The sequence below is a fragment of the Streptomyces sp. NBC_00091 genome (assembly GCF_026343185.1).
Classification (GTDB): domain Bacteria; phylum Actinomycetota; class Actinomycetes; order Streptomycetales; family Streptomycetaceae; genus Streptomyces.
The window spans coordinates 4,558,376-4,580,542 of the sequence record NZ_JAPEMA010000001.1 but is presented as its reverse complement, the minus strand read 5'-3'; the positions used below and the strand labels follow the sequence as shown (position 1 = coordinate 4,580,542).

The window sequence follows — 22,167 nt, the reverse complement described above, 5'->3', positions numbered from 1 at the left end:
ATGACGACTACCACCACAGACACCACGCCGCAGACGACGGCGAACGGCCGCAAGGGAATCTCCCTCCCCGAGAAGACGGCCCGCGCCCTCGCCACCGCAGGCGGCGCCCTCACCGTCCTGTCCTGCTTCCTCGCCTGGACCTGGACCTCCGCCTTCCCCGGCGACCTCACCGTCTACGGATACCCCGGCGGCCTCCAGTGGCTCGTCCTCGTCGGCGGCGCCCTCACCACCCTCTTCGGCCTCTCCTCCTACGGGATCAAGGGCCTGCGCTGGCTCACCCCCGCCGGAGCCGACGCGGCGATCAAGCTCTCCGCCCTCGCCGCCCTCTACACCAGCCTCTACACCACCAGGTCGATCTCCAGCACCCTCGGCGGTCTGGTCAACCTGGAGCCCGGCGGATTCATCGCCCTCGTCGCCACGGTCATCGCCTACCTCGGAGCACGCTCCCTCCCCTTCGAGCGCCCCGCACTCGAACCGGCGGACCCCGATGACAGCTGGTGGGAGCAGAGGAAGCACAGGCAGCGCAACAAGCTGGCCGTCACCAAGGCCGCCTACGCCAGCGGCACAGCCGCACCGGCCCGCGCCCTCCCGGCCTACGCCGAGATCCTCATCATCGCCGCGGTCCTCGCCGTCGCCCTCGGCGTCTTCACCTTCGGCGTCACCACCTCGTACCAGGAACTCTTCATCGGCTTCCTGTTCACCGCCGGCTTCGGCTTCGCCGCCATCAACAAGGCCGGCCTGGTGGCCCGCTTCACCGCCCTCACCGCCAAGCACCGCAACGTCGCCCTCATCGGCGCCTTCGTCGCGGCCGCCGCCTTCCCCCTCACCCAGACCGACGACCAGTACGCGACCCTCGGCGTCAACATCCTCATCTTCGCCACCGTCGCCCTCGGCCTGAACATCGTCGTCGGCCTCACCGGCCTCCTCGACCTCGGCTACGTCGCCTTCCTCGGCGTCGGCGCCTACACCGCGGCCCTGGTCTCCGGATCCCCCAACTCCCCCTTCGGAGTGCACTTCCCCTTCTGGGCCGCGATCCTCCTCGGCGCCGCCGCCTCCATGGTCTTCGGCGTCCTCATCGGAGCACCGACCCTGCGCCTGCGCGGCGACTACCTCGCCATCGTCACCCTGGGCTTCGGAGAGATCTTCCGGATCTCGATGAACAACCTCGACGGCGTCTCCGGCCCCGACCTCACCAACGGCCCCAACGGCATCGCCGGCGTCCCCAACGTCAACCTCTTCGGGTTCGACTTCGGCGCCAGCCACAGCCTCGCCGGATTCACCGTCGGCCGCTTCGCCAACTACTTCTTCCTGATGCTGCTGATCACCCTCATCGTGGTCATGGTCTTCCGCCGCAGCGCGGAATCCCGCATCGGCCGCGCCTGGGTCGCCATCCGCGAAGACGAGACCGCCGCCGAAGCCATGGGCATCAACGGCTTCCGCGTCAAGCTCGTCGCCTTCGCCCTCGGCGCCACCCTCGCCGGCCTCGCCGGAGCCGTACAGGCCCACGTGAACTACACCGTCACCCCGGACCAGTACGTCTTCGCCAACGCCGTCCCCCCGAACTCGGCGTTCCTCCTCGCCGCGGTCGTCCTCGGCGGCATGGGCACCATCTCCGGCCCCCTCGTCGGCGGCGCCCTCCTCTTCCTGATCCCCAACAAGCTTCAGGACTTCGGCGACATCCAGCTCCTCGCCTTCGGCATCGCGCTCGTCGTCCTCATGCGACTGCGCCCCGAGGGCCTCATCCCCAACCGGCGCAACCAGCTCGAACTCCACGCGGACCTCGAAGCGCCCACAGTCCTCGGCAAGACAGGGGCCTGATCCATGACCACCACCACGACCGAAACGACGACCGAAACGGTCCTGGACGCCCGCGGCGTCACGATGCGCTTCGGCGGCCTCACCGCCGTCAAGAACGTCGACCTGACCGTGCGCAGCGGCGAGATCGTCGGCCTCATCGGCCCCAACGGCGCCGGCAAGACCACCTTCTTCAACTGCCTCACCGGCCTCTACATCCCCACCGAGGGCGAAGTCCGGTACAAGGGCACGGTCCTGCCCCCCAAGTCCTACAAGGTCACCGCGGCCGGCATCGCCCGCACCTTCCAGAACATCCGTCTCTTCAACAACATGACGGTCCTGGAAAACGTCCTCGTAGGCCGCCACACCCGCACCAAGGAAGGCCTCTGGTCCGCCCTCCTGCGCCTGCCCAGCTTCGGCCGCGCCGAAGAAGCCAGCCGCCAGCGGGCCATGGAACTCCTCGAGTTCATCGGCCTCGACCACAAGGCCGAACACCTCGCCCGCAACCTCCCCTACGGCGAACAGCGCAAGCTCGAGATCGCCCGCGCCCTCGCCAGCGACCCCGGCCTCATCCTCCTGGACGAGCCCACCGCCGGCATGAACCCGCAGGAGACCCGGGCCGCCGAAGAACTCATCTTCGCCATCCGGGACAAGGGCATCGCCGTCCTCGTCATCGAGCACGACATGCGCTTCATCTTCAACCTCTGCGACCGCGTCGCCTGCCTCGTCCAGGGCGAGAAGCTCATCGAAGGGACCGCCACCGAGGTCCAGAGCGACGAGCGCGTCGTCGCCGCCTACCTCGGCGAACCCTTCGAAGGCGCCCCCGGCGCCGAAGAGGTCGCGGAGGTCGAGGCCGCGGAGGCGCACAGCACCACCAGCACGGACGGAGAAGCCAAGTGACCGCACTCCTCGAGGTCGAGGACCTCCGCGTCTCCTACGGCAAGATCGAAGCCGTCAAGGGAATCTCCTTCACCGTCAACGAAGGCGAGATCGTCACCCTCATCGGGACGAACGGCGCCGGCAAGACCACGACCCTGCGCACCCTCTCCGGCCTGATCAAGCCGCGCGGCGGCCAGATCAAGTTCCAGGGCAAGTCGCTGAAGAAGGTCCCGGCACACAACATCGTCTCGCTCGGGCTCGCCCACTCCCCCGAGGGCCGGCACATCTTCCCGCGCATGACGATCGAGGACAACCTCCTCCTCGGCGCCTTCCTGCGCAGCGACAAGGAAGGAATCCAGAAGGACGTCCAGCGCGCCTACGACCTCTTCCCGATCCTGGGAGAGCGCCGGAAGCAGGCGGCGGGCACCCTCTCGGGCGGCGAGCAGCAGATGCTGGCCATGGGCCGCGCGCTCATGTCCCAGCCGAAGCTGCTGATGCTCGACGAGCCCTCCATGGGCCTCTCGCCGCTCATGATGCAGAAGATCATGGCGACGATCGCCGAGCTCAAGGCCGCCGGCACCACGATCCTGCTCGTCGAGCAGAACGCCCAGGCCGCGCTGTCGCTGGCCGACCAGGGCCACGTCATGGAGATCGGCAAGGTCGTCCTGTCGGGCCCGGGCCGCGAGCTCCTCGTCAACGAGGACGTCCGCAAGGCCTACCTCGGCGAGGACTGACCCCGCCGTCCCGCAACGCGTGAGGCCCGTCTCCCCTCGGGGGGAGACGGGCCTCACGCGTGTCCGTACCTGCTTGACCTACTTGCCGGCGTTCTGCTTCTTCTCCTCGGCGTCCTCGATGACCGCCTCGGCGACCTGCTGCATGGACATGCGGCGGTCCATGGAGGTCTTCTGGATCCAGCGGAAGGCCGCCGGCTCGGTCAGCCCGTACTGGGTCTGCAGGATGCTCTTGGCGCGGTCCACGAGCTTGCGGGTCTCCAGGCGGGCGGAGAGGTCCGCGACCTCCTTCTCCAGCGCCTTCAGCTCGGCGAAGCGGGAGACGGCCATCTCGATGGCCGGCACGACGTCGCTCTTACTGAAGGGCTTCACGAGGTACGCCATGGCCCCGGCGTCCCGGGCCCGCTCGACGAGGTCGCGCTGCGAGAACGCGGTGAGCATCAGCACGGGGGCGATGGACTCCTCCGCGATCTTCTCGGCCGCGGAGATCCCGTCCAGGACGGGCATCTTCACGTCAAGGATGACGAGGTCGGGCCGGTGCTCGCGCGCGAGCTCAACGGCCGTCTGGCCGTCCCCGGCCTCACCGACGACGGAGTACCCCTCCTCCTCGAGCATCTCTTTGAGATCGAGACGGATGAGCGCCTCGTCCTCGGCGATGACGACGCGCGTCGTCAGCGGCGGAACGTGCGACTGGTCGGCGTCGGGCGTGGGCGTCGACTCGTGCTCGGCGGTCACGGGGGCTCCTCTTTGCGGGGCATAACAGCTCCCCCGAGCCTACCCAGCTGCGGTAAGGTGGTCTCGCAGCGGGTCGGGGTTAACCTTCGATTCACTGGGCCCCGGTAGCCCAATTGGCAGCAGGCGATGGATTCAAAACCCATTCAGTGTCGGTTCGAGTCCGACCCGGGGCACTTTTCCTTCCTTTCCAAGGTCACGTGAAATCACGTGACCTTCACCTTTTTCGGCGAACAGTCCAAAAGTGCAACACGCAGGCGATTCGGTCGCGGCAGTGTCGACCGTATGTACGATCTGACAACTCGGCAAAATGCGCTGGCCCTCCTCGCCGACGGACACAGTCTGAATTCCGTCAGCAAACAAACGGGAATATCTCGGGCGGCCATCCGCGCGTGGCAAGTCCGCATCGATCCCCTCCCCCGCCTCAATCAGTCGGCGCCCTGTTCGGGCCCCGCCGACCCAGCCGCGTACGCCTACCTCCTCGGCCTCTACCTCGGCGACGGCTGCATCAGCCCCCACCCCCGCGGAGGGCACTACCTCCGCATCGCGTGCGCCGACGCCTGGCCCGGGCTCATCGAGGAGTGCCGCGCCGCGATCCTCACCGTGCGACCGACCGACAAGGCCTATGTGTTGCAACGCCAGGGCTGTGTGGCCGTCACCAGCTACGGACGGCATTGGACATGCCTGTTCCCGCAGCACGCGCCCGGAAAGAAGCACGAGCGGCGGATCGTACTCGAAGGCTGGCAGCAGCAGATCGTGGACGCCCATCCCTGGGAGTTCATCCGGGGGCTGATCCACTCCGACGGGTGTCGGATCACCAACTGGACCGTCCGGAACGGCAAGCGGTACGAGTACCCCCGGTACTTCTTCACCAACAAGTCCAGCGACATCACCGGGCTCCTCACCCGCACGCTGGACCGGCTCGGCGTCGCGTGGAAGCAGGCGAACGTCCACAACACATCCGTCGCCCGCAGGGAATCCGTCGCGCTCATGGACGCCCACGTGGGGCCGAAGCACTGAGAGCCTTGAGTCTCCAGTGGGTGGAGACCGCAAGGTGGGGGCATGGACGGTGCGACGGAGTTGTATTCGATCGGGGAGCTGGCCCGGAGGACCGGGCTGGCGGTGCGGACGATCCGCTTCTACTCCGATGAGGGTGTCGTCGTGCCGTCCTGTCGAAGTCGTGCCGGGTACCGGCTGTACGACCTCGACGCGCTGGTGCGGTTGGAGCTCGTACGGACGCTGCGCGAGCTGGGCGTGGATCTGCCCACGGTGCGGCGGGTGCTGGATCGGGAACTGTCGGTGGCTGAGGTCGCCGCGGTGCATGCCGATGCGGTGGAGGTGCAGATCCGGGCGTTGCGGTTGCGTCGGGCGGTGTTGCGGCTGGTGGCCGGGCGGGGGTCTGGGCCTGAGGAGGTTCTGTTGATGCACAGGGTGACGCGGTTGTCGGTCGAGGAGGGCCGGCGGTTGGTGGAGGTGTTGGTGGAGGGGGCGGATCCGGAGGTGGCGGGGATGGTGCGGGCCGCTACGCCGGAGCTGTCGGAGGATCCGTCGGTGGAGCAGTTGGCGGCGTGGGTGGAGCTGGCGGAGTTGGTGGGTGATGAGGGGTTCCGGGTGGCTTTCCGGGGGGCGCCCGGGGTGGAGGGGCCGGTGGATGCGCGGGTGGAGCGGTATTGGCGGTTGGTGTGGGTGGTGAACGGGTGGGAGGTGGTGCCGGGGTATGAGCGTTAGGGGAGGTCGCTGTTGCCGCCGAGGTTGTCGATGAGGCGGCGGAGGGTGTTGATGGTGGCGGCGTAGTCGGTTTCGGGGACTTCGGTGCGCATGCGGTGGTGGACTTTGAGGTTGCGGGTCTTGGCGCGTTGGCGGCCGGCTTCTCCGGTGGGGGTGAGGGTGAGGCGGCCTTCGGTTTCGGTGGTCCAGCCGCGGTCGGCGAGGTCGGTGTGGACGGCTTCGAAGTCGGTGTTCTGGTCGTCGAAGGGGGTGAGTTTGGTGGTGAGGGTGGTGCGGGTCCAGTGGCCGGGGGCGCCGGCGAGGTGGTTGAGGATCCACCAGTGGGGCTGGGTGAGGTCTTCTTCGGCGAGGGCGGTGCGGAGGTTGCCGACGATGATGTCGCGGGCGGCGCCGGTCCAGTAGCCGATTGCCTGGGCGGCGATGGTGTCTTGGGGGTATTCCTTGATCGTCATGCTGCGACCGTAGGACCTCGAGCTAGGTTGAGGTCAAGCGGTTACGACGATGAGGGGATTTCGCGGTGAGTGAGAAGGCTCGGAAGCTGTTCGACGCGCTGGATCTGAACCATGACGGGGAGTTGACGCGGGCCGAGGTGATCTCGGCCTTGCATGCGAAGGGGCCCACGTTGGCCGCGCGGGGGGATCTGCCGTTCTGGGGGTTGGGGGATGCGGATGCGTCGTCGGCTCTGTTCGATGCGGCGAACAAGGATGGTGACGAGGTGTTGACCTTCGAGGAGTTCGCGGCGGAGGTGGACCGGCGGTTCGGCTGGTCGTAGGGGCAGGGCGGCCTTACTCGCGGCGCGCGAGGCCCCGCAGGATGGTTCTGATGTGGGCTTCGGCGTCGGCGGGGTCGAGGGGGGCGTGTGCGACGAGGAGGCGGTACCAGAAGGGGCCGAAGATCAGGTCGGTGGCGTGGGTGAGGTCGGTGTCGGCGGGGATCTCCTGGCGGGCGAGTGCGCGGGTGAGGAGGCCGGCGACGAGTTCGCGGCGGGTTCGGGCCCAGGCGCGGAAGGCTTCGGCGAAAGCGGGGTCGAGCTGGGCTTCGGCCATGAGTCCGGTGAGGGCTTTGGTGCGGACGGGGTCGCGGCCGATGCCGTAGAGGTCGGTGGTGAAGGCGGTGAGGTCGCCTTCGAGGGTGCCGGTGTCGGGTTCGGGGACGCGGGTGGCGGTTTCGTGGGCGTAGGCGTCCATGACGAGGGCGGGCTTGGATTTCCACCAGCGGTAGACGGTGCTTTTGGCGACGTTGGCGCGCTTGGCGACGCCTTCGATGGTGAGGGCGCCGTAGCCGTTCTCGACGAGTAGGGCTGCGGTGGCTTCGAGGACGGAGTGGTGGGCGTCTTCGTTGCGGAGCCGGCCGCCGGTGCGGGGCGACGGGTTTTGGGGAGTGGTTGACACGGCATCACGATAGCCCTACCGTTTATCGAAACGCTGCGTAGCGTTTCGATAAGTCGTGAAGCTCGTGAAGCTTCGGTCGTTCCAGGGGGTTGAGTCATGAGCAGGATCGTGATCGCGCACGGGTACGGGATGAGCAGTGGTGAGCACTGGTACGCGTCGGTGGCGGAGGAGTTGTCGGGCGAGGGGCACGAGGTGCGGGTGCCGGATTTCCCGGAGCCGTCCGCGCCGGATGCCGGGGCGTGGCTGAAGGAGCTGGCGGTGCAGGTGGAGGGGGTGCCTGCGGGTGAGACGGTGCTCGTGGGGCACAGCCTGGGCGGGGTGAATGTGCTGAGGCTGCTCCAGGAGCACGACACCGGGACCGAGGGGCCTTTCGCGGGGGTGGTGTTCGTGGCGTCGATGGCCGGTGAGGTGGGTTATGACGCGCTGGCGCCGTTCTTCTCGCCGGAGTTCGACTGGGTGCGGATCCGCGCGGCGGCTCGGGGGTTCCGGGTGCTGCATGCGGCGGATGATCCGGTGACGGGGGCGGCGACGCCGGAGCATGTCATGCGGTTCGTGACGGAGCTGGGGGCCACGGCGACCGTGACCGCGTCGGGCGGGCATTTCCCGAGTACGGGTGAGAGCCGGTTGGAGCTGCCCGACGCGGTGCGGCTGATACGTGAGGTGCTGTAGCGGTTTCGGGGGGTGCGGTTAGCGGACCGGGTCGCCGATGTGGTGGATGCGGACGAGGTTGGTCTTGCCGGTGACGCCGGGGGGCGAGCCGGCGGTGATGACGACGATGTCGCCGGGGACGCAGCGTCCGATCCGCAGGAGTTCTTCTTCGACCTGGGCGACCATCGCGTCGGTGGAGTCGACGTGGGGGCCGAGGAAGGTTTCGACGCCCCAGGTGAGGTTGAGCTGGGAGCGGGTGGCGGGGTCGGGGGTGAAGGCGAGGAGGGGGATGGGTGAGCGGTAGCGGGAGAGCCGGCGGACGGTGTCTCCGCTCTGGGTGAAGGCGACGAGGAATTTGGCGCCGAGGAAGTCGCCCATTTCGGCGGCCGCGCGGGCTACGGCTCCGCCCTGGGTGCGGGGCTTGTTGCGGTCGGTGAGGGGCGGGAGGCCCTTGGCGAGGATGTCCTCTTCGGCGGCTTCGACGATGCGGGCCATGGTGCGGACCGTTTCGACGGGGTATTTGCCGACGCTGGTCTCGCCGGAGAGCATGACGGCGTCGGTTCCGTCGATGACGGCGTTGGCGACGTCGGAGGCTTCGGCGCGGGTGGGCCGGGAGTTCTCGATCATCGAGTCGAGCATCTGGGTCGCGACGATGACGGGCTTGGCATTGCGCTTGGCGAGTTTGATGGCGCGCTTCTGGACGATCGGGACCTGCTCCAGGGGCATTTCCACGCCAAGGTCGCCGCGGGCGACCATGATGCCGTCGAAGGCGGCGACGATGTCGTCGATGCTCTCTACGGCCTGGGGCTTTTCGATCTTCGCGATGACGGGGAGGCGTCGGCCTTCCTCGTCCATGATGCGGTGGACGTCGTCGATGTCGCGGCCGCTGCGGACGAAGGAGAGGGCGATGACGTCGGCGCCGGTGCGCAGGGCCCAGCGGAGGTCTTCGATGTCCTTGTCGGAGAGGGCGGGGACGGAGACGGCGACGCCGGGGAGGTTGAGTCCCTTGTGGTCGGAGACCATGCCGCCTTCGATGACGCGGGTGTGGACGCGGGGGCCGTCGATGGCGGTGACTTCGAGGGTGACGCGGCCGTCGTCGACGAGGATGCGTTCGCCGGTGGTGACGTCGGCGGCGAGGCCCTTGTAGGTGGTGCCGCAGGTGTGGCGGTCGCCTTCGTGGTCCTCGACGGTGATGGTGAATTCGTCACCGCGTTCAAGGAGTACGGGTCCTTCGCGGAAGCGGCCGAGGCGGATCTTCGGGCCTTGAAGGTCGGCGAGGATGCCGACGCTGCGGCCGGTCTCGTCGGAGGCCTTGCGTACGCGCTGGTAGCGCTCCTCGTGTTCGGCGTAGATGCCGTGGCTGAGGTTGAGGCGGGCGATGTCCATTCCGGCTTCGACCAGGGCTTTGATCTGGTCGTATGAGTCGGTGGCGGGGCCCAGGGTACATACGATTTTCGCTCGGCGCATGAGGCGAGGGTATGCCCTACTGAGGGGTAGGAAATGAGGTGTGAATGTCTCCTCAACAACCTTTGGGCAAAAGGTTGTTGACACTTATTGAATGTGCATGGGGGTGCTCTGATGAGCACCCCCCGGGGGTCGGCTCAGAGCTGGGGCGGGGTCATCGTGAAGCGGGCGTTCACCTGGGCGAAGACGGTCTGGCGCTGGGGTTCCAGATCGAGGGGCGGGGCGCCGGCGTCCTCGGCGGAGCCGTAGGCCATCGAGCGGAGCATGCCGGCGGGGGCGGCCATGGCGACGGGGACGGCGTTCTCGGCTCCGAGGTCGGCGAGCTCGACGAGGGCGGCGAGGTTGGAGCCGAGGGCCCGGGCGTATTCGCGGGCGCGCTGGACGGCTTCGAGTACGGCTTGGCGGCGGGCTTCGCCGTGGGCGGGTGAGGTGGGGCGCAGGGCCCACCAGGGGCCGTCGACCTGGGTGAGTTCGAGGTCGGCGAGGCGGGTGGTGAGTTCGCCGAGGGCGGTGAAGTCGTTCAGTTCGGCGGTGATGTGGACGCGGCCGTGGTAGGCGCGGACGCGTTCGCCGCGGCCGTGGCGGGTGAGTTCGGGGGTGATGGAGAAGGCGCCGGTTTCGAGTTTTTCGACGGGTTCGCCGTAGCTCTTGACGAGGTCGAGGACGGCGTTGTTGCGGCGGGTGAGGTCTTCGAGGGCCGTGCGGCGGTCGGTGCCGCGGGCGTTGACGGTGATGCCGATGCGGGCGATCTCGGGGTCGACTTCGATCCGGGCTTCGCCGCGGACCGCGACGCGGGGGACTTCGGGGGTTCCGTAGGGCTGGTGCGTGGCGTCCTGAGTCATGGATTCACTCTCGCACCGTCGCCCGTACGGGTGTGGTCATCGGATCGAAACCTGATGGGGGTGTTGCGGCTTGTTACTGGTGAGTCAGAATCTACGCGCGTTGTTCACGGCTCGATATACACCTCACAAGGGGAGATGGCATGGCGTTTGACCGTAGGGCGTTCATGGGGGCCTCGGCCGCGACGGGTGCCGCTGTGGCGATGGCGGGGGCCACGAGCTCCCCGGCCGCTGCCGCTGCCGCGAAGTCGGGGGCGCGGACCTACGCGTTCACCGTGATGGGTACGACCGATCTGCACGGGAACGTCTTCAACTGGGACTATTTCACGGACAAGGAGTTCGACGACAAGGCGCACAACGACGTCGGTCTGGCGAAGATCTCTACGCTGGTGGAGCAGGTACGCACGGAAAAGGGGCGGTGCAACACCCTGCTGATCGACGCGGGTGACACCATCCAGGGCACGCAGCTGTCGTACTACTACGCGAAGGTGGATCCGATCACCGCGCGGCGGGGTCCGGTGCACCCGATGGCGCAGGCGATGAACGCGATCGGCTACGACGCGGCGGCGCTGGGGAACCACGAGTTCAATTACGGGATCCCGGTGCTGCGCAAGTTCGAGGAGCAGTGCGACTTCCCGCTGCTGGGGGCGAACGCGCTGGATGCGAAGACGATGCGGCCGGCGTTCCCGCCGTACAGCATGCACCGGCTGCGGACCCCGCACGGGCGGGATGTGAAGGTGGCGGTGCTGGGGCTGACGAACCCGGGGATCGCGATCTGGGACAAGGCCAATGTGCAGGGGAAGATGACGTTCCCGGGGCTGGAGGAGCAGGCGGCGAAGTACGTGCCGCGGCTGCGGTCGATGGGCGCGGACGTGGTGATCGTGTCGGCTCACTCGGGGTCGAGCGGTACGTCTTCGTACGGTGACCAGCTGCCGTACGTGGAGAACGCGGCCGGTCTGGTGGCGGAGCAGGTGCCGGGGATCGACGCGATCCTGGTGGGGCACGCGCACACGGAGATCCCGGAGTACCGGGTGAAGAACAAGGCGACCGGCAAGGACGTGGTGCTGTCGGAGCCGCTCAAGTGGGGTCAGCGTCTGACGCTGTTCGACTTCGAGCTGACGTGGGAGCGGGGCCGCTGGTCGGTGGCGAAGGTGTCGGCGAAGGTGCTGAACTCCAACACGGCCGCCGAGGACCCGAAGATCACCGGGCTGCTGTCGGACGAGCACCGCAAGGTGGTGGCGTACGTCAACCAGGTGATCGGGACGTCCACGCAGGCGATGTCCTCCGCCGAGGGTCCGGTGAAGGACGTGGCGATCATCGACCTGATCAACCACGTGCAGGCGGAGACGGTGAAGGCGGCCCTGGCGGGCTCGGAGTGGGCGGCGCTGCCGGTGCTGTCGCAGGCTTCGTGTTTCTCGCGGACGGCGGCGATACCGGCCGGCCAGGTGACCATCAGGGACGCGGCGGGGCTGTACCCCTTCGAGAACACCCTGGAGGCGCGGCTGCTGACGGGTGCGCAGCTGAAGGACTACCTGGAGTACTCGGCCCGGTATTTCGTGCAGACGGCTCCGGGTGGTGTGGTGGACCCGGCGAAGCTGACGAACTCCGAGAGCATCCCGGACTACAACTACGACGCGGTGTACGGGCTGACGTACGACATCGACATCGCGCAGCCGGTGGGTTCGCGGATCACGGGGCTGTCCTTCCAGGGGAAGCCGTTGGATCCGGCGGCGCAGTTCGTGTTCGCGGTGAACAATTACCGGGCCTCGGGCGGTGGGGCGTTCCCGCACGTGCCGAAGGCGAAGCAGCTGTGGGCGAACTCGGACGAGATACGCAACACGATCATCCAGTGGGTGAAGGCGAAGGGCACGGTGGACCCGGCGCGGTTCGCGTCGGTGGACTGGCGGCTGACGCGGGCGGGCGTGCCGGTGTTCTAGCCGGTTCGCGGTGGTGTGCGGCCGGGTCCTGTGGTGGTGGGGTCCCGGCCGCGTGCCGTTCTGGCCGGGCGGTCAGGGGTGTTCGACGAGGGGGCGCAGGGCCACGGTGGGGTGGGGGCGGGTGTGGTCGCGCTGTTCGAGGCCGAAGGTGGTGAAGGCGGTGCGGTGGGGCTGGGGGTAGGGCTCCTTGCCGGTGAGGGTGTTCAGGATGGCGGCGCTGCGCCAGGCGGCGAGGCCGAGGTCGGGGGATCCGACGCCGTGGGTGTGGCGTTCTCCGTTCTGGACGAAGACGCTGCCGCTGACGGAGGGGTCGAGGATCATCCGGTAGCGGTCGTCGATGCGGGGGCGGCCGGAGGAGTCCTTGCGCATGTAGGGGTCGAGGCCGGCGAAGAGGCTGGTGAGCGGTCGTTCCTTGTAGCCGGTGGCGAGGACGACGGCGTCGGTGGTGAGGCGGGAGCGGCTGCCTTGCTGGGTGTGTTCGAGGTGGAGTTCGACCTTGGTGGTGGCGACGCGGCCGGCGGTTCGGACGGTGACTCCGGGGGTGAGGACGGCGTCGGGCCAGCCGCCGTGGAGGGTGCGGCGGTAGAGCTCTTCGTGGATGGCGGCGATGGTGGCGGTGTCGATGCCCTTGTGGAGCTGCCATTGGGCGGGGACGAGCCGGTCGCGGACGGGTTCGGGGAGGGAGTGGAAGTAGCGGGTGTAGTCGGGGGTGAAGTGTTCGAGGCCGAGCTTCGAGTACTCCATGGGGGCGAAGGAGGGGGTGCGGGCGAGCCAGGTGAGGCGTTCGCGGCCGGCGGGGCGGGCGCGCAGCAGGTCGAGGAAGACCTCGGCTCCTGACTGGCCGGATCCGATGACGGTGACGTGTTCGGCGCCGAGGATCCGCTGGCGGTTGTCGAGGTAGTCGGCGGAGTGGATGACGGGGACGGTGGGGGCTTCGGCGAGGGGGCGCAGGGGTTCGGGGACGAAGGGGGCGGTGCCGATGCCGAGGGCGAGGTTGCGGGTGTAGGTGCGGCCGAGGGCTTCGGCTTCTCCGTCGGTGTCGAGCTGGGTGTAGTCGACTTCGAAGAGGTCGCGTTCGGGGTTCCAGCGGACGGCGTCGACCTGGTGGCCGAAGTGGAGTCCGGGCAGTCGGCCGGCGACCCAGCGGCAGTAGGCGTCGTATTCGGCGCGCTGGATGTGGAACTGCTCGGCGAAGTAGAAGGGGAAGAGCCGTTCCTTGTGCTTGAGGTAGCTGAGGAAGCTCCAGGGGCTGGCGGGGTCGGCGAGGGTGACGAGGTCGGCGAGGAAGGGGACTTGGAGGGTGGCTCCGTCGATGAGGAGTCCGGGGTGCCAGCGGAAGTCCCTGCGCTGGTCGTAGAAGGCGGTGGCGAGCCGGTCCGCGCCCTGCTGGGGGAGGCCGTGGGCGAGGGCGGCGAGGGAGAGGTTGAAGGGGCCGATGCCGATTCCGACGAGGTCGTGGGGTGCATCGAGCTGGTCGCTCATCGGTGGGTTCTGCCTTCCAGGAGGGTGACGAGGGTGTCGAGGTCCTGCGCCGTGGTGTGGGGGTTGAGCAGGGTGGCCTTGAGCCAGAGCCGGCCGTCGGCGGTGGCCCGGCCGAGGACGGCGGTGCCGTCGTGGAGGAGGGTGCGGCGCAGGGCGGCGAGGTGGTCGTCGTCCGTGGGGGTGGGCCGGAAGAGGACCGTGGTGATGGTGGGGTGCGCGTGGAGTTCGAAGCCGGGGTGTGCGTCGAGGAGTTCGGCGAGCCGGTGGGCTGCGGCGCAGGTGCGGTCTATGAGCCGGGCGAGGCCGTCGCGGCCGAGTGAGCGCAGGGTGGCGGCGATCTTGAAGGCGTCGGGGCGGCGGGTGGTGCGCAGGGAGCGGCCGAGGAGGTCGGGGAGGCCGGCTTCGGTGTCGTCGGTGGCGTTGAGGTAGTCGGCCTGGTGGGCGAGGGGGGCGAGGAGGGTGGTGTCGGGGACGACGAGGAGGCCCGCGGCGACGGGTTGCCAGCCGAGTTTGTGCAGGTCGAGGGTGATCGACCGGGCGCGGTGGAGGCCGGTGAGCTTGGCGCGGTGGCGGGGGCTGAGGGCGAGTGCTCCGCCGTAGGCGGCGTCGACGTGGAGTTCGGCGCGGTGGCGGTCGCAGACGTCGGCGAGGGCGTCGAGGGGGTCGATGAGTCCGGCGTCGGTGGTCCCGGCGGTGGCGGTGACGAGGGCGGGTCCGGGGGTGTGGGCGAGGGCCGCGTCGAGGGTGGCGGGGTCGAGGGTTCCGGTGGGGGTGGGCAGGGCGGTGGCGGGGGGCAGGCCGAGGAGCCAGGCTGCGCGCGGGACGGAGTGGTGGGCGTTGGCTCCGTGCAGGACGGCCAGGCGGGGGCCGTGGCGTTCGCGGGCCAGGAGGAGGGCCAGCTGATTGGCCTCGGTGCCGCCGGTGGTGAGGAGGGCGTCGGCGCGGGGGGTGTCGTAGAACTCGGCGGCGAGGGCTCGGGTGAGCAGGGCCTCGACGGCGGAGGCGGCGGGGGCCTGGTCCCAGGAGTCGAGGGAGGGGTTGAGGGCGCTGACGGCGAGGTCGGCGGCGGCCGCGACGGCGAGCGGCGGGCAGTGCAGGTGGGCCACGCACAGGGGGTCCGCGGGGTCGGCTGCGCCGGCGGCCAGGGTGTGCACGAGGGTGCGGAGGGCTTCGTGGTCGCCGGTTCCGTGGGCGGGGAGTACGTCGCCCAGTGCGGCCGCGACACGGGCCGCGACGGCCTCGGGGCCGCCGGCGGGGAGGGGGCCGCGGCGCTCCTCGGCTCCGGTGCGCAGCGCGGTGAGGACGGTGTCGAGGAGCGGCCGTAGTGCGTCGCCGCCGTCACGTCCGCCGGCGAGCGGGGGCGCGGGGGCCGGCTCGGTCATGGGTCCTCCGGGGCTGTGCGGTCGCCGAGGGTCGGCGGGGCACCCGGCCGGTACAACGATCCGACCCGAATGGGGTAACCGCCGGGGTTTGTCCGGGGGCGATTTCCCTGGCCGGGGGTGGGGAGGGGCCGGGCGGGCGCGGCCGGGGGGGGGCCGGCTTGGAGCGGCGCGGGCCGGGCCGGGGCGGGGCAGGGCGGGCGCGGGCCGCCGCCGGGCGGGGCTGAGCCGCGGGCCCGGGCTGGGGCCGGGCGGTTGTCTGCGGGTGGTGGGCCGCTGCGCGGGGCTGGTCCCCTACCCGCCCTTCCACCGTTCCCCGGGCGCCGCCCGGACCCCGGGCTCAAACGCCGGCGAGGCTGGAGGGGCGGGCGCTGCCCGGACCCCGGGCTCAAACGCCGGCGGAGCTGGAGGGGCGGGCGCTGCCCGGACCCCGGGCTCAAACGCCGGCGGAGCTGGAGGGGCGGGCGCTGCCCGGACCCCGGGCTCAAACGCCGGCGGAGCTGGAGGGGCGGGCGCTGCCCGGACCCCGGGCTCAAACGCCGGCGGGGCTGGAACAGCCTGGGGCTCGGGGCGGGGGCGGGGTATGGGTGAGCGCCGCAGTTGCCAGGTCAGTACCAACTGCGGCGCTCGTATGGGGGGCCAGGGGCCGGGTCAGCGGGTGGCGAGGAGGGTGAGGGTGTCGATCACGCGGTTCGAGAAGCCCCACTCGTTGTCGTACCAGGCGACCACCTTGATGTGGCGGCCGTCGACGCGGGTGAGCTCCGAGTCGAAGATCGACGAGGCGGGGTTGCCCGTGATGTCGGACGACACGAGCGGGTCGTCCGAGTACTCCAGGACGCCGGCCAGCGGTCCCTGCGCCGCCGCGCGGTACGCGGCGAGTACGTCCTCGCGCGTCACGTCGCGGGCGACGGTCGTGTTGAGTTCGACGATCGAGCCCACCGGGACCGGCACGCGGATCGAGTCGCCCGACAGCTTGCCGTCGAGGTTCGGGAGCACGACGCCGATCGCCTTGGCGGCGCCCGTCGTGGTCGGGACGATGTTGACGCCGGCGGCGCGGGCGCGGCGGGGGTCGCGGTGCGGGCCGTCCTGCAGGTTCTGCTCCTGCGTGTAGGCGTGCACCGTGGTCATGAAGCCGTGCTCGATGCCGGCGAGTTCGTCCAGTACGGCGGCCAGCGGCGCGAGGGCGTTGGTCGTGCAGGAGGCGTTCGAGACGATCGTGTGCAGGTCCGGGTCGTACGCGTCGGTGTTGACGCCGAACGCGAGCGTGACGTCGGCACCGTCCGACGGGGCGCTGACGAGCACCTTCCGCGCGCCCGCCTTGACGTGGTCGCGGGCGGCCTCGGCCGAGGTGAAGCGGCCGGTCGCCTCGAGGACGATGTCGACGCCGAGCTCGGCCCACGGCAGCTGTGCGGGTTCCCGCTCGGCGAGCACCGTGATGCGGCGGCCGTCGACGACGAGGGTGTTGCCCTCGACGGTCACCGGGCGGCCGAGCCGGCCGGAGGTGGTGTCGTAGGCGAGCAGCCGGGCGAGGGTGGCGGGCTCCGTGAGGTCGTTGACGGCGACGACCTCGAGGTCGCTGTCGCGTTCGAGGAGCGCGCGCAGCACGTTGCGTCCGATGCGGCCGAATCCGTTGATGGCGATGCGAGTCATGAGCGATGTCCCTTCGGTTCGCCCTCAGGTTCGCGTCTGGGGTCCGTCCGTGACAGCGGCGAGATCGCCACTGTTCGAAAGGATCCCGCCAAGGGGTCCGTCCGGCGGGTTATTCGCCCTGGGTGAAGGTGCGCCGGTACTCGCTCGGGGTGGTGTCGAGGATGCGCTGGAAGTGCAGGCGCAGGTTCGCGCCGGTGCCGAGGCCGACGTCGGCGGCGATCTGCTCGACGCTGCGCTCGGACCGCTCCAGCAGCTCGCGGGCCAGGTCGATCCGGGCGCGCATGACCCACTGCATCGGCGTGTAGCCGGTGTCCTCGACGAAGCGCCGCGAGAAGGTGCGGGGCGAGACCGCCGCGTGCTGGGCGAGCGACTCGAGGGTGAGGGGCTCGCCGAGCCGGTGCAGCGCCCACTCGCGGGTGGCGGCGAACCGCTCGCCGAGGGGTTCGGGGACGCTGCGCGGCACGTACTGTGCCTGGCCGCCGCTGCGGTAGGGGGCCGCGACGAGGCGGCGGGCGGCGTGGTTGGAGGCGGCGACGCCGAGGTCGCGGCGCAGGATGTGCAGGCACAGGTCGATGCCCGAGGCGGCGCCGGCCGAGGTGAGGACGCTGCCCTCGTCGACGAAGAGGACGTTCTCGTCGACCTGGACGAGCGGGTGTTTCGCCGCGAGCGCCCGTGCGTAGTGCCAGTGGGTCGTGGCCCGTTTGCCGTCGAGCAGGCCCGTGGCGGCGAGTGCGAACGCGCCGGTCGAGATGGCGGCGAGCCGGGCGCCCCGGTGGTGGGCGGCGATGAGCGCGTCGATGACGGCCTGCGGCGGGTCGTCGCGGTCCGGGTGGCGGTAGCCGGGGACGAAGACGATGTCGGCCCAGGCGAGGGTGTCGAGCCCGTGGGTGACGTAGTACGAGAGGCCGTCGCCGCCGGTCACCAGGCCGGGTGCCGCGCCACACACGCGGACCTCGTACGGCATGCTCGCGCGGGTCGTGAAGACCTGGGCGGGGATGCCGACGTCGAGCGGTTTGGCCCCCTCGAGCACGAGAACGGCGACGCGGTGCGGGCGGGAGGAGGACACGGGACAAAGGGTACGCGGACGGGTGGGCCCGTCGGGCGGCCGCGGGGTGGCGCCGACGCCCGACGGGAGGTGTCCGGAGGGGTGGGTCAGGCGCCGCGGACCCGCAGGGCGCGGGCGAGGTCGTCGAGCTGGTCGACGAGCTTGCGGCGCAGCAGCGGGAGGATCGCGGGGTCCTCCAGGCAGGCGTGCCCGGCCTGGAGGTTGGCCTCGTCGACGGCGTAGGCGGGGAAGGCCCAGCGGCCGGCGGCCTCCCCGATGGCGGGTCCGCGGCGGGCTGCGAGGGCGACGGCGTCGGGGTAGTAGCGCGGCACGTAGTCCCGTACGAGTTCGGTCTGTTCGGGCTGCCAGAAGCCCTGGGCGGTGGCGCTGAAGAGGTAGTTGGACAGGGTGTCGTCGTGGAAGAGGCGCTGCCAGGCGGCGGCCTTGGCGGCGGCGGTGGGCAGGGCGGCGCGGCAGCGGGCGGCGCCTTCCTCTCCGGTGGCGCTGGGGTCGGCGGCGAGGGCGGTGTCGATGGCCTTCTCGTCGACGGCGCCGAGTACGGCGAGCCGGGCGAGGATGCGCCAGCGCAGTTCGGGGTCGAGTGCGGGGCCGCCGGTGACGGTGCCGTCGGCGAGCCAGGCGGCGATGGTGTCGGGCTGGGTGGCGCTGTCGATGAGGGCCCGTACGGCGGCGAGCCGCAGTCCCGGTTCGGCTCCGTCCTCGGTGCGGTGCAGGAGGGCGCGGGTGATGGAGGTGAGGGTGGTGAGGGCGGCGGTGCGCTCCTCGGGGGCGACGTAGAGGTCGGCGACGTGGTGGCGGGCGAAGGCGAGGACGCCCTGGACGATGGCCAGGTCGGCTTCCTCGGGCAGGTGGGCCTCGGCGGTGGCCAGGTAGGCGGCGGGTTCGAGTTCGCCGTCGCGGACCATGTCGCGCAGGGAGCCCCAGACGACGGCGCGGGTGAGGGGGTCGGGGATGCGGGAGAGGCCGCGCAGGGCGGTGTCGAGGGAGGTGTCGTCGAGGCGGACCTTGGCGTAGCCGAGGTCGCCGTCGTTGAGGACGAGGAGGGCGGGGCGGGGGCCGGCGGCGGAGAGGACCTCGTCGGTGGGGACGTCGAGGTCGAGGAGTTCGGTGCGCTCGAGGTGCCCGTCGGGGGTGAGTTCGTAGGCGCCGGCGGCGATGCGGTGGGGGCGGCTGCCGTGGCGGTCGACGGTGAGGGTCCACCCCGCAGTGCTGTCGGCGCTTTCCTCGATTCGTGGGGTGAGGGTGTCGATGCCGGTGGTGCGCAGCCAGATCTCGGCCCAGGCGTGGACGTCGCGGTCGGTGTGGGCGGCGAGGGAGTCCACGAAGTCGGCGAGGGTGGCGTTGGCGAACTTGTGGCGGGCGAAGTGGGTGTTGATGCCGGCGAGGAAGTCCTTCTCGCCGAGCCAGGTGACGAGCTGGCGCAGGGCGGAGGCGCCCTTGGCGTAGGAGATGCCGTCGAAGTTGAGGAGCGCGGAGGCGGTGTCGGGGACGTCGTCGGGGCCGGGGGCGACGGGGTGGGTGGAGGGCCGCTGGTCGGCCGCGTAGCCCCAGGGCTTGCGTTCCATGCCGAATTCGGTCCAGGTGCCGGTGAAGCGGGTGGCTTCGGTGAGGGTCTGGTAGCCCATGTATTCGGCGAAGGACTCGTTGAGCCAGATGTCGTCGAACCAGGCGAGGGTGACGAGGTCGCCGAACCACATGTGGGCCATCTCGTGGGCGATGACCATGGCGCGGCGCTGGCGTTCGGTGTCGGTGACGGCGGAGCGGAAGACGAACTCGTCGCGGAAGGTGACCAGGCCGGGGTTCTCCATGGCGCCCGCGTTGAACTCGGGGACGAAGGCCTGGTCGTAGGAGTCGAAGGGGTAGGGCTCGGTGAACTTCTCGTGGTAGCGGTCGAAGCAGGCGGTGGTGATGGAGAGGATCTCGTCGGCGTCGGCGTCGAGGTGGGGGGCGAGGGACCGGCGGCAGTGGATGCCGAAGGGCAGTCCGGCGTGTTCGGTGGTGACGCTGTGCCAGGGGCCTGCGGCGACGGCGGCGAGGTAGGTGGAGATGGCGGGGGTGGGGGCGGACTGCCAGACGCCGGCGCCGTCGCTGTTGGTGCGGTTGCCGAAGTGGGTGGCGACGCCGTTGGTGAGGACGGTCCAGTGCGCGGGGGCGGCGACGGTGAACTCGAAGACGGCCTTCAGGTCGGGCTGGTCGAAGGCGGGGAAGACGCGCTGGACGTCGTCCATGAACATCTGGGAGTAGACGTACGTTTCCCCGTCCGCGGGGTCGGTGAAGCGGTGCAGTCCCTCGCCGGTGCGGGAGTAGCGCATGCGGGCGTCGATGCGCAGCTCGTGGGGGCCGGCGGTCAGGCCGGTGAGCGGGAGGCGGTTGCCGGTGAGGGCGGCGGGGTCGAGGGGCCGGCCGTCGAGCGTGGCGGAGCGCAGTTCGTCCGGCTTCAGTTCCACGAAGGTGTCGCCGTCGGCGCGTGCGGTGAACCGGATGGTGGTGGAGGACTCGAAGGTCTCGTCGCCGTGCATGAGGTCGAGGCCGACGGCGTAGTTGTGGACGTCGAGGAGCTGGGCTCGGAGCTGCGCTTCGTTGCGCGTCAGTGCGGACATGGGGCCCATGCTGCCCGAAGGCGTCGGCGGGCCCCAGCCCTGGCACCGGGCGGGCGGGTGAGCGGGTGAGCGGGCCGTGGGGGGCCTACTCCTCGCCTGCGGCGATGGTCTCGTGGTGGCGGATGACCTCGGCGATGATGAAGTTGAGGAGCTTCTCGGCGAAGGCCGGGTCGAGCTTGGCGCTCTCGGCGAGCTGGCGCAGGCGGGCGATCTGGCTGGCCTCGCGGCCCGGGTCGGCCGGGGGCAGCTGGTGCTTGGCCTTGAGGTGGCCGACCTGCTGGGTGCACTTGAAGCGCTCGGCGAGCATGTGGACCACGGCCGCGTCGATGTTGTCGATGCTGTCGCGCAGGCGGGACAGTTCGGCGGTGACGTTCTCGTCGATCTCGTCGATGTCGCTGTTGTTCATGGTTCCCGAGAATACGTGGCGGGCGTCGCCGGCACCTCTGTCGGCCGGTCCGTGAGACGCGGAGCGCACGGTGGCCTCGCAGGGCCTCACACGGGCAGGGTCGCGGTGACGAGCCAGCCGCCTTCGGGGGCGGGGCCGGCGGTGAGGGAGCCGCCGAGGGCTTCGGCGCGTTCGGCCATTCCGGCGAGGCCGTAGCCGCCGCCGCGGGCCTTCTCGGAGAGCCTGGCGGGGTGTCCGCCGTCGTCGGCGACGCGTACTTCGAGCCCGGCGGGGACGGTGCGCAGGCCGATGCGGACGGCGGTGGCGGTGGCGGCGTGCTTGCCGATGTTGGTGAGGGCTTCGAGGACGATGCGGTGGGCGGTGGCGGCGACGTGGCCGGGGAGGCGGGTTTCCAGGCCCTGCTCGACGTAGAGGACGACGGGCGGTCCGGTGGCGGAGAACCGTTGGGTGAGTTCCCGGATGTCGGCGAGGCCGGCGACGGGGGCGGTGTCGGGGGTGTGCGCGGCGGGGGCGGCGGCGCTGGTGCCGTCGTTCTCGCGGAGGATCTTGACGAGGCGGCGCATGGAGCCGAGGGCCTCGCCGCCGGCGGTCTCGATGCGGCCGAAGATCTCGGCGGCGCGGTCGGCGCCGACGTGGGTGAAGCGGGCGGCGCGGGCTTCCACGACGATGCCGGTGACGTGGTGGGCGACGAGGTCGTGGAGCTCGCGGGCGAGCTCGAGGCGTTCGGCGGTGCGTACGGCGCGCAGTTCGCGCACGCGGTGCTCGGCCTGGAGGCGCAGGAGGAGGGAGTACGCGGCCACGACGACGGCCAGGACGGAGAAGAGCAGGGTGAACCGGCCGGGGCTGGAGTCGCGGACGGGTGCGGCCATGCAGCCGAGGCCGAGGAGGGGGCCGAGGACGGCGGCGGTGCGGGCGGGGGCGCGGAGCAGGACCTGGGAGAGGAGGACGAGCAGGGCGATGGCCTCGCCGGCGCCCCAGACGATGACGGGGCGGTTGCCGAAGATGAGGAGGAGGGTGACGGTCCAGGTGGTGGCGGCGGCGAACCAGGCGCGGGCGAGGAGCGGGATGCCGGGCCAGGGGGCGGCGCTGAGGCAGACGAGGAGGCCGGAGGCCCAGACGGCGGCGTGCGGGGGGCTGGGCTGGCGGGCCAGGACGACGCCTTCGAAGGTGACGAGGGCGAGGAGTACGAGGCAGAGCAGGAGCCGGATCCAGTCGGCGGCGCGCGGATGGCGGCGGGCCCACGTCGCGAGGGGGCTCACCGCGCTCCCCCGCGCCCCGGCCCGCGGGGCCTGACCGGCCCGGGCCGCCGGGCCGCGTCCGGCGTGCCCGTGGCCGAGTGCGGTCCGGCGGCCCGGCGGGGGGCGGCCGGGCCGCGGAGCGCCGCGGGAAGACGTACGGGCCGACGCGCGGGCGCCGCGGGAAGACGTACGGCCCGACGCGC

Annotated in this window: 20 protein-coding genes and 1 tRNA gene; 9 read left to right on the top strand and 12 right to left on the bottom strand. The window is 70.7% G+C overall.

The features are described from left to right. From OOK34_RS21170 to OOK34_RS21160, 3 genes are read left to right on the top strand one after another with little or no spacing between them, the layout of a single operon-like run. Positions 1 to 1,818, top strand: a complete 1,818-nt coding sequence (locus OOK34_RS21170; RefSeq protein ID WP_267035429.1) for a branched-chain amino acid ABC transporter permease — start codon at positions 1 to 3, stop codon at positions 1,816 to 1,818. Between the two features lie 3 nt (positions 1,819 to 1,821). Beyond that, positions 1,822 to 2,694, top strand: a complete 873-nt coding sequence (locus OOK34_RS21165; protein WP_267035428.1) for an ABC transporter ATP-binding protein — start codon at positions 1,822 to 1,824, stop codon at positions 2,692 to 2,694. Then, positions 2,691 to 3,407, top strand: coding sequence for an ABC transporter ATP-binding protein (locus OOK34_RS21160; protein WP_267035427.1), 717 nt, complete (start codon positions 2,691 to 2,693; stop codon positions 3,405 to 3,407). Before OOK34_RS21165 ends, OOK34_RS21160 begins: the two co-directional genes overlap by 4 nt. A 78-nt stretch (positions 3,408 to 3,485) precedes the next feature. Here OOK34_RS21160 and OOK34_RS21155 read toward each other — a convergent pair whose 3' ends face one another. Beyond that, positions 3,486 to 4,139, bottom strand: a complete 654-nt coding sequence (locus OOK34_RS21155; protein WP_266838458.1) for an ANTAR domain-containing response regulator — start codon at positions 4,137 to 4,139, stop codon at positions 3,486 to 3,488. A gap of 98 nt (positions 4,140 to 4,237) precedes the next feature. Between OOK34_RS21155 and OOK34_RS21150 the strand changes: the two genes are divergently transcribed. The 3 genes from OOK34_RS21150 (at position 4,238) to OOK34_RS21140 (ending at position 5,864) form a co-directional block, all read left to right on the top strand. Then, positions 4,238 to 4,312: transfer RNA gene (locus OOK34_RS21150), tRNA-Leu, on the top strand. 109 nt (positions 4,313 to 4,421) lie between these two features. Next, entirely contained in the window at positions 4,422 to 5,156 is a 735-nt protein-coding gene (locus OOK34_RS21145) for a transcriptional regulator (protein WP_267036845.1), read from the top strand. 42 nt (positions 5,157 to 5,198) lie between these two features. Continuing rightward, positions 5,199 to 5,864 carry a MerR family transcriptional regulator gene (locus tag OOK34_RS21140; RefSeq protein WP_267035426.1) on the top strand — a complete coding sequence of 222 codons (666 nt, stop codon included), beginning with the start codon at positions 5,199 to 5,201 and terminating at the stop codon, positions 5,862 to 5,864. On the opposite strand, the gene OOK34_RS21135 is transcribed toward OOK34_RS21140, so the two are convergent. Continuing rightward, complete coding sequence (locus tag OOK34_RS21135) at positions 5,861 to 6,316, bottom strand: MarR family transcriptional regulator (RefSeq protein ID WP_267035425.1); 456 nt, start codon at positions 6,314 to 6,316, stop codon at positions 5,861 to 5,863. The genes OOK34_RS21140 and OOK34_RS21135 overlap by 4 nt on opposite strands. Positions 6,317 to 6,381: 65 nt before the next feature. On the opposite strand from OOK34_RS21135, the gene OOK34_RS21130 reads away from it, so the two are divergent. Beyond that, on the top strand, positions 6,382 to 6,636 hold the full coding sequence (locus OOK34_RS21130; RefSeq protein ID WP_267035424.1) for an EF-hand domain-containing protein: 255 nt from the start codon (positions 6,382 to 6,384) through the stop codon (positions 6,634 to 6,636). 13 nt (positions 6,637 to 6,649) lie between these two features. Here the strand turns inward: OOK34_RS21130 and OOK34_RS21125 are convergent, their stop codons facing one another. After that, entirely contained in the window at positions 6,650 to 7,255 is a 606-nt protein-coding gene (locus OOK34_RS21125) for a TetR/AcrR family transcriptional regulator (protein ID WP_267035423.1), read from the bottom strand. A 96-nt stretch (positions 7,256 to 7,351) separates the two neighbouring features. On the opposite strand from OOK34_RS21125, the gene OOK34_RS21120 reads away from it, so the two are divergent. After that, positions 7,352 to 7,924 (top strand): alpha/beta hydrolase, encoded by a 573-nt coding sequence (locus OOK34_RS21120; protein WP_267035422.1) that lies wholly within the window; start codon positions 7,352 to 7,354, stop codon positions 7,922 to 7,924. Between the two features lie 18 nt (positions 7,925 to 7,942). Here OOK34_RS21120 and pyk read toward each other — a convergent pair whose 3' ends face one another. Continuing rightward, a complete protein-coding gene (pyk, locus tag OOK34_RS21115; protein ID WP_267035421.1) occupies positions 7,943 to 9,370 on the bottom strand; it encodes a pyruvate kinase in 1,428 nt (475 codons plus the stop codon). A 134-nt stretch (positions 9,371 to 9,504) separates the two neighbouring features. Next, positions 9,505 to 10,209: an SIMPL domain-containing protein gene (locus OOK34_RS21110; protein ID WP_267035420.1), complete on the bottom strand. Its 705-nt coding sequence runs from the start codon at positions 10,207 to 10,209 to the stop codon at positions 9,505 to 9,507. A 140-nt stretch (positions 10,210 to 10,349) separates the two neighbouring features. Between OOK34_RS21110 and OOK34_RS21105 the strand changes: the two genes are divergently transcribed. Beyond that, positions 10,350 to 12,143: a bifunctional UDP-sugar hydrolase/5'-nucleotidase gene (locus OOK34_RS21105; RefSeq protein WP_267035419.1), complete on the top strand. Its 1,794-nt coding sequence runs from the start codon at positions 10,350 to 10,352 to the stop codon at positions 12,141 to 12,143. Between the two features lie 72 nt (positions 12,144 to 12,215). Here the strand turns inward: OOK34_RS21105 and OOK34_RS21100 are convergent, their stop codons facing one another. From OOK34_RS21100 to OOK34_RS21070, 7 genes are all read right to left on the bottom strand, one after another. After that, positions 12,216 to 13,625, bottom strand: a complete 1,410-nt coding sequence (locus OOK34_RS21100; RefSeq protein WP_267035418.1) for a lysine N(6)-hydroxylase/L-ornithine N(5)-oxygenase family protein — start codon at positions 13,623 to 13,625, stop codon at positions 12,216 to 12,218. Then, a complete protein-coding gene (locus tag OOK34_RS21095) occupies positions 13,622 to 15,007 on the bottom strand; it encodes an aminotransferase class V-fold PLP-dependent enzyme (RefSeq protein ID WP_267035417.1) in 1,386 nt (461 codons plus the stop codon). Before OOK34_RS21095 ends, OOK34_RS21100 begins: the two co-directional genes overlap by 4 nt. A gap of 648 nt (positions 15,008 to 15,655) precedes the next feature. Next, complete coding sequence (gap, locus tag OOK34_RS21090) at positions 15,656 to 16,654, bottom strand: type I glyceraldehyde-3-phosphate dehydrogenase (RefSeq protein ID WP_267035416.1); 999 nt, start codon at positions 16,652 to 16,654, stop codon at positions 15,656 to 15,658. Between the two features lie 109 nt (positions 16,655 to 16,763). Continuing rightward, positions 16,764 to 17,720, bottom strand: coding sequence for a GlxA family transcriptional regulator (locus OOK34_RS21085; RefSeq protein ID WP_267035415.1), 957 nt, complete (start codon positions 17,718 to 17,720; stop codon positions 16,764 to 16,766). Positions 17,721 to 17,806: 86 nt separating this feature from the next. Further along, positions 17,807 to 20,320 carry an aminopeptidase N gene (gene pepN / locus OOK34_RS21080; protein WP_267035414.1) on the bottom strand — a complete coding sequence of 838 codons (2,514 nt, stop codon included), beginning with the start codon at positions 20,318 to 20,320 and terminating at the stop codon, positions 17,807 to 17,809. An 85-nt stretch (positions 20,321 to 20,405) separates the two neighbouring features. Then, entirely contained in the window at positions 20,406 to 20,726 is a 321-nt protein-coding gene (locus tag OOK34_RS21075; protein WP_125817182.1) for a chorismate mutase, read from the bottom strand. An 86-nt stretch (positions 20,727 to 20,812) separates the two neighbouring features. Next, the gene (locus OOK34_RS21070) at positions 20,813 to 21,985 is read right to left on the bottom strand and encodes a sensor histidine kinase (RefSeq protein ID WP_267035413.1); all 1,173 of its coding nucleotides are present in this window, start codon (positions 21,983 to 21,985) and stop codon (positions 20,813 to 20,815) included. Positions 21,986 to 22,167: the final 182 nt, after the last annotated feature.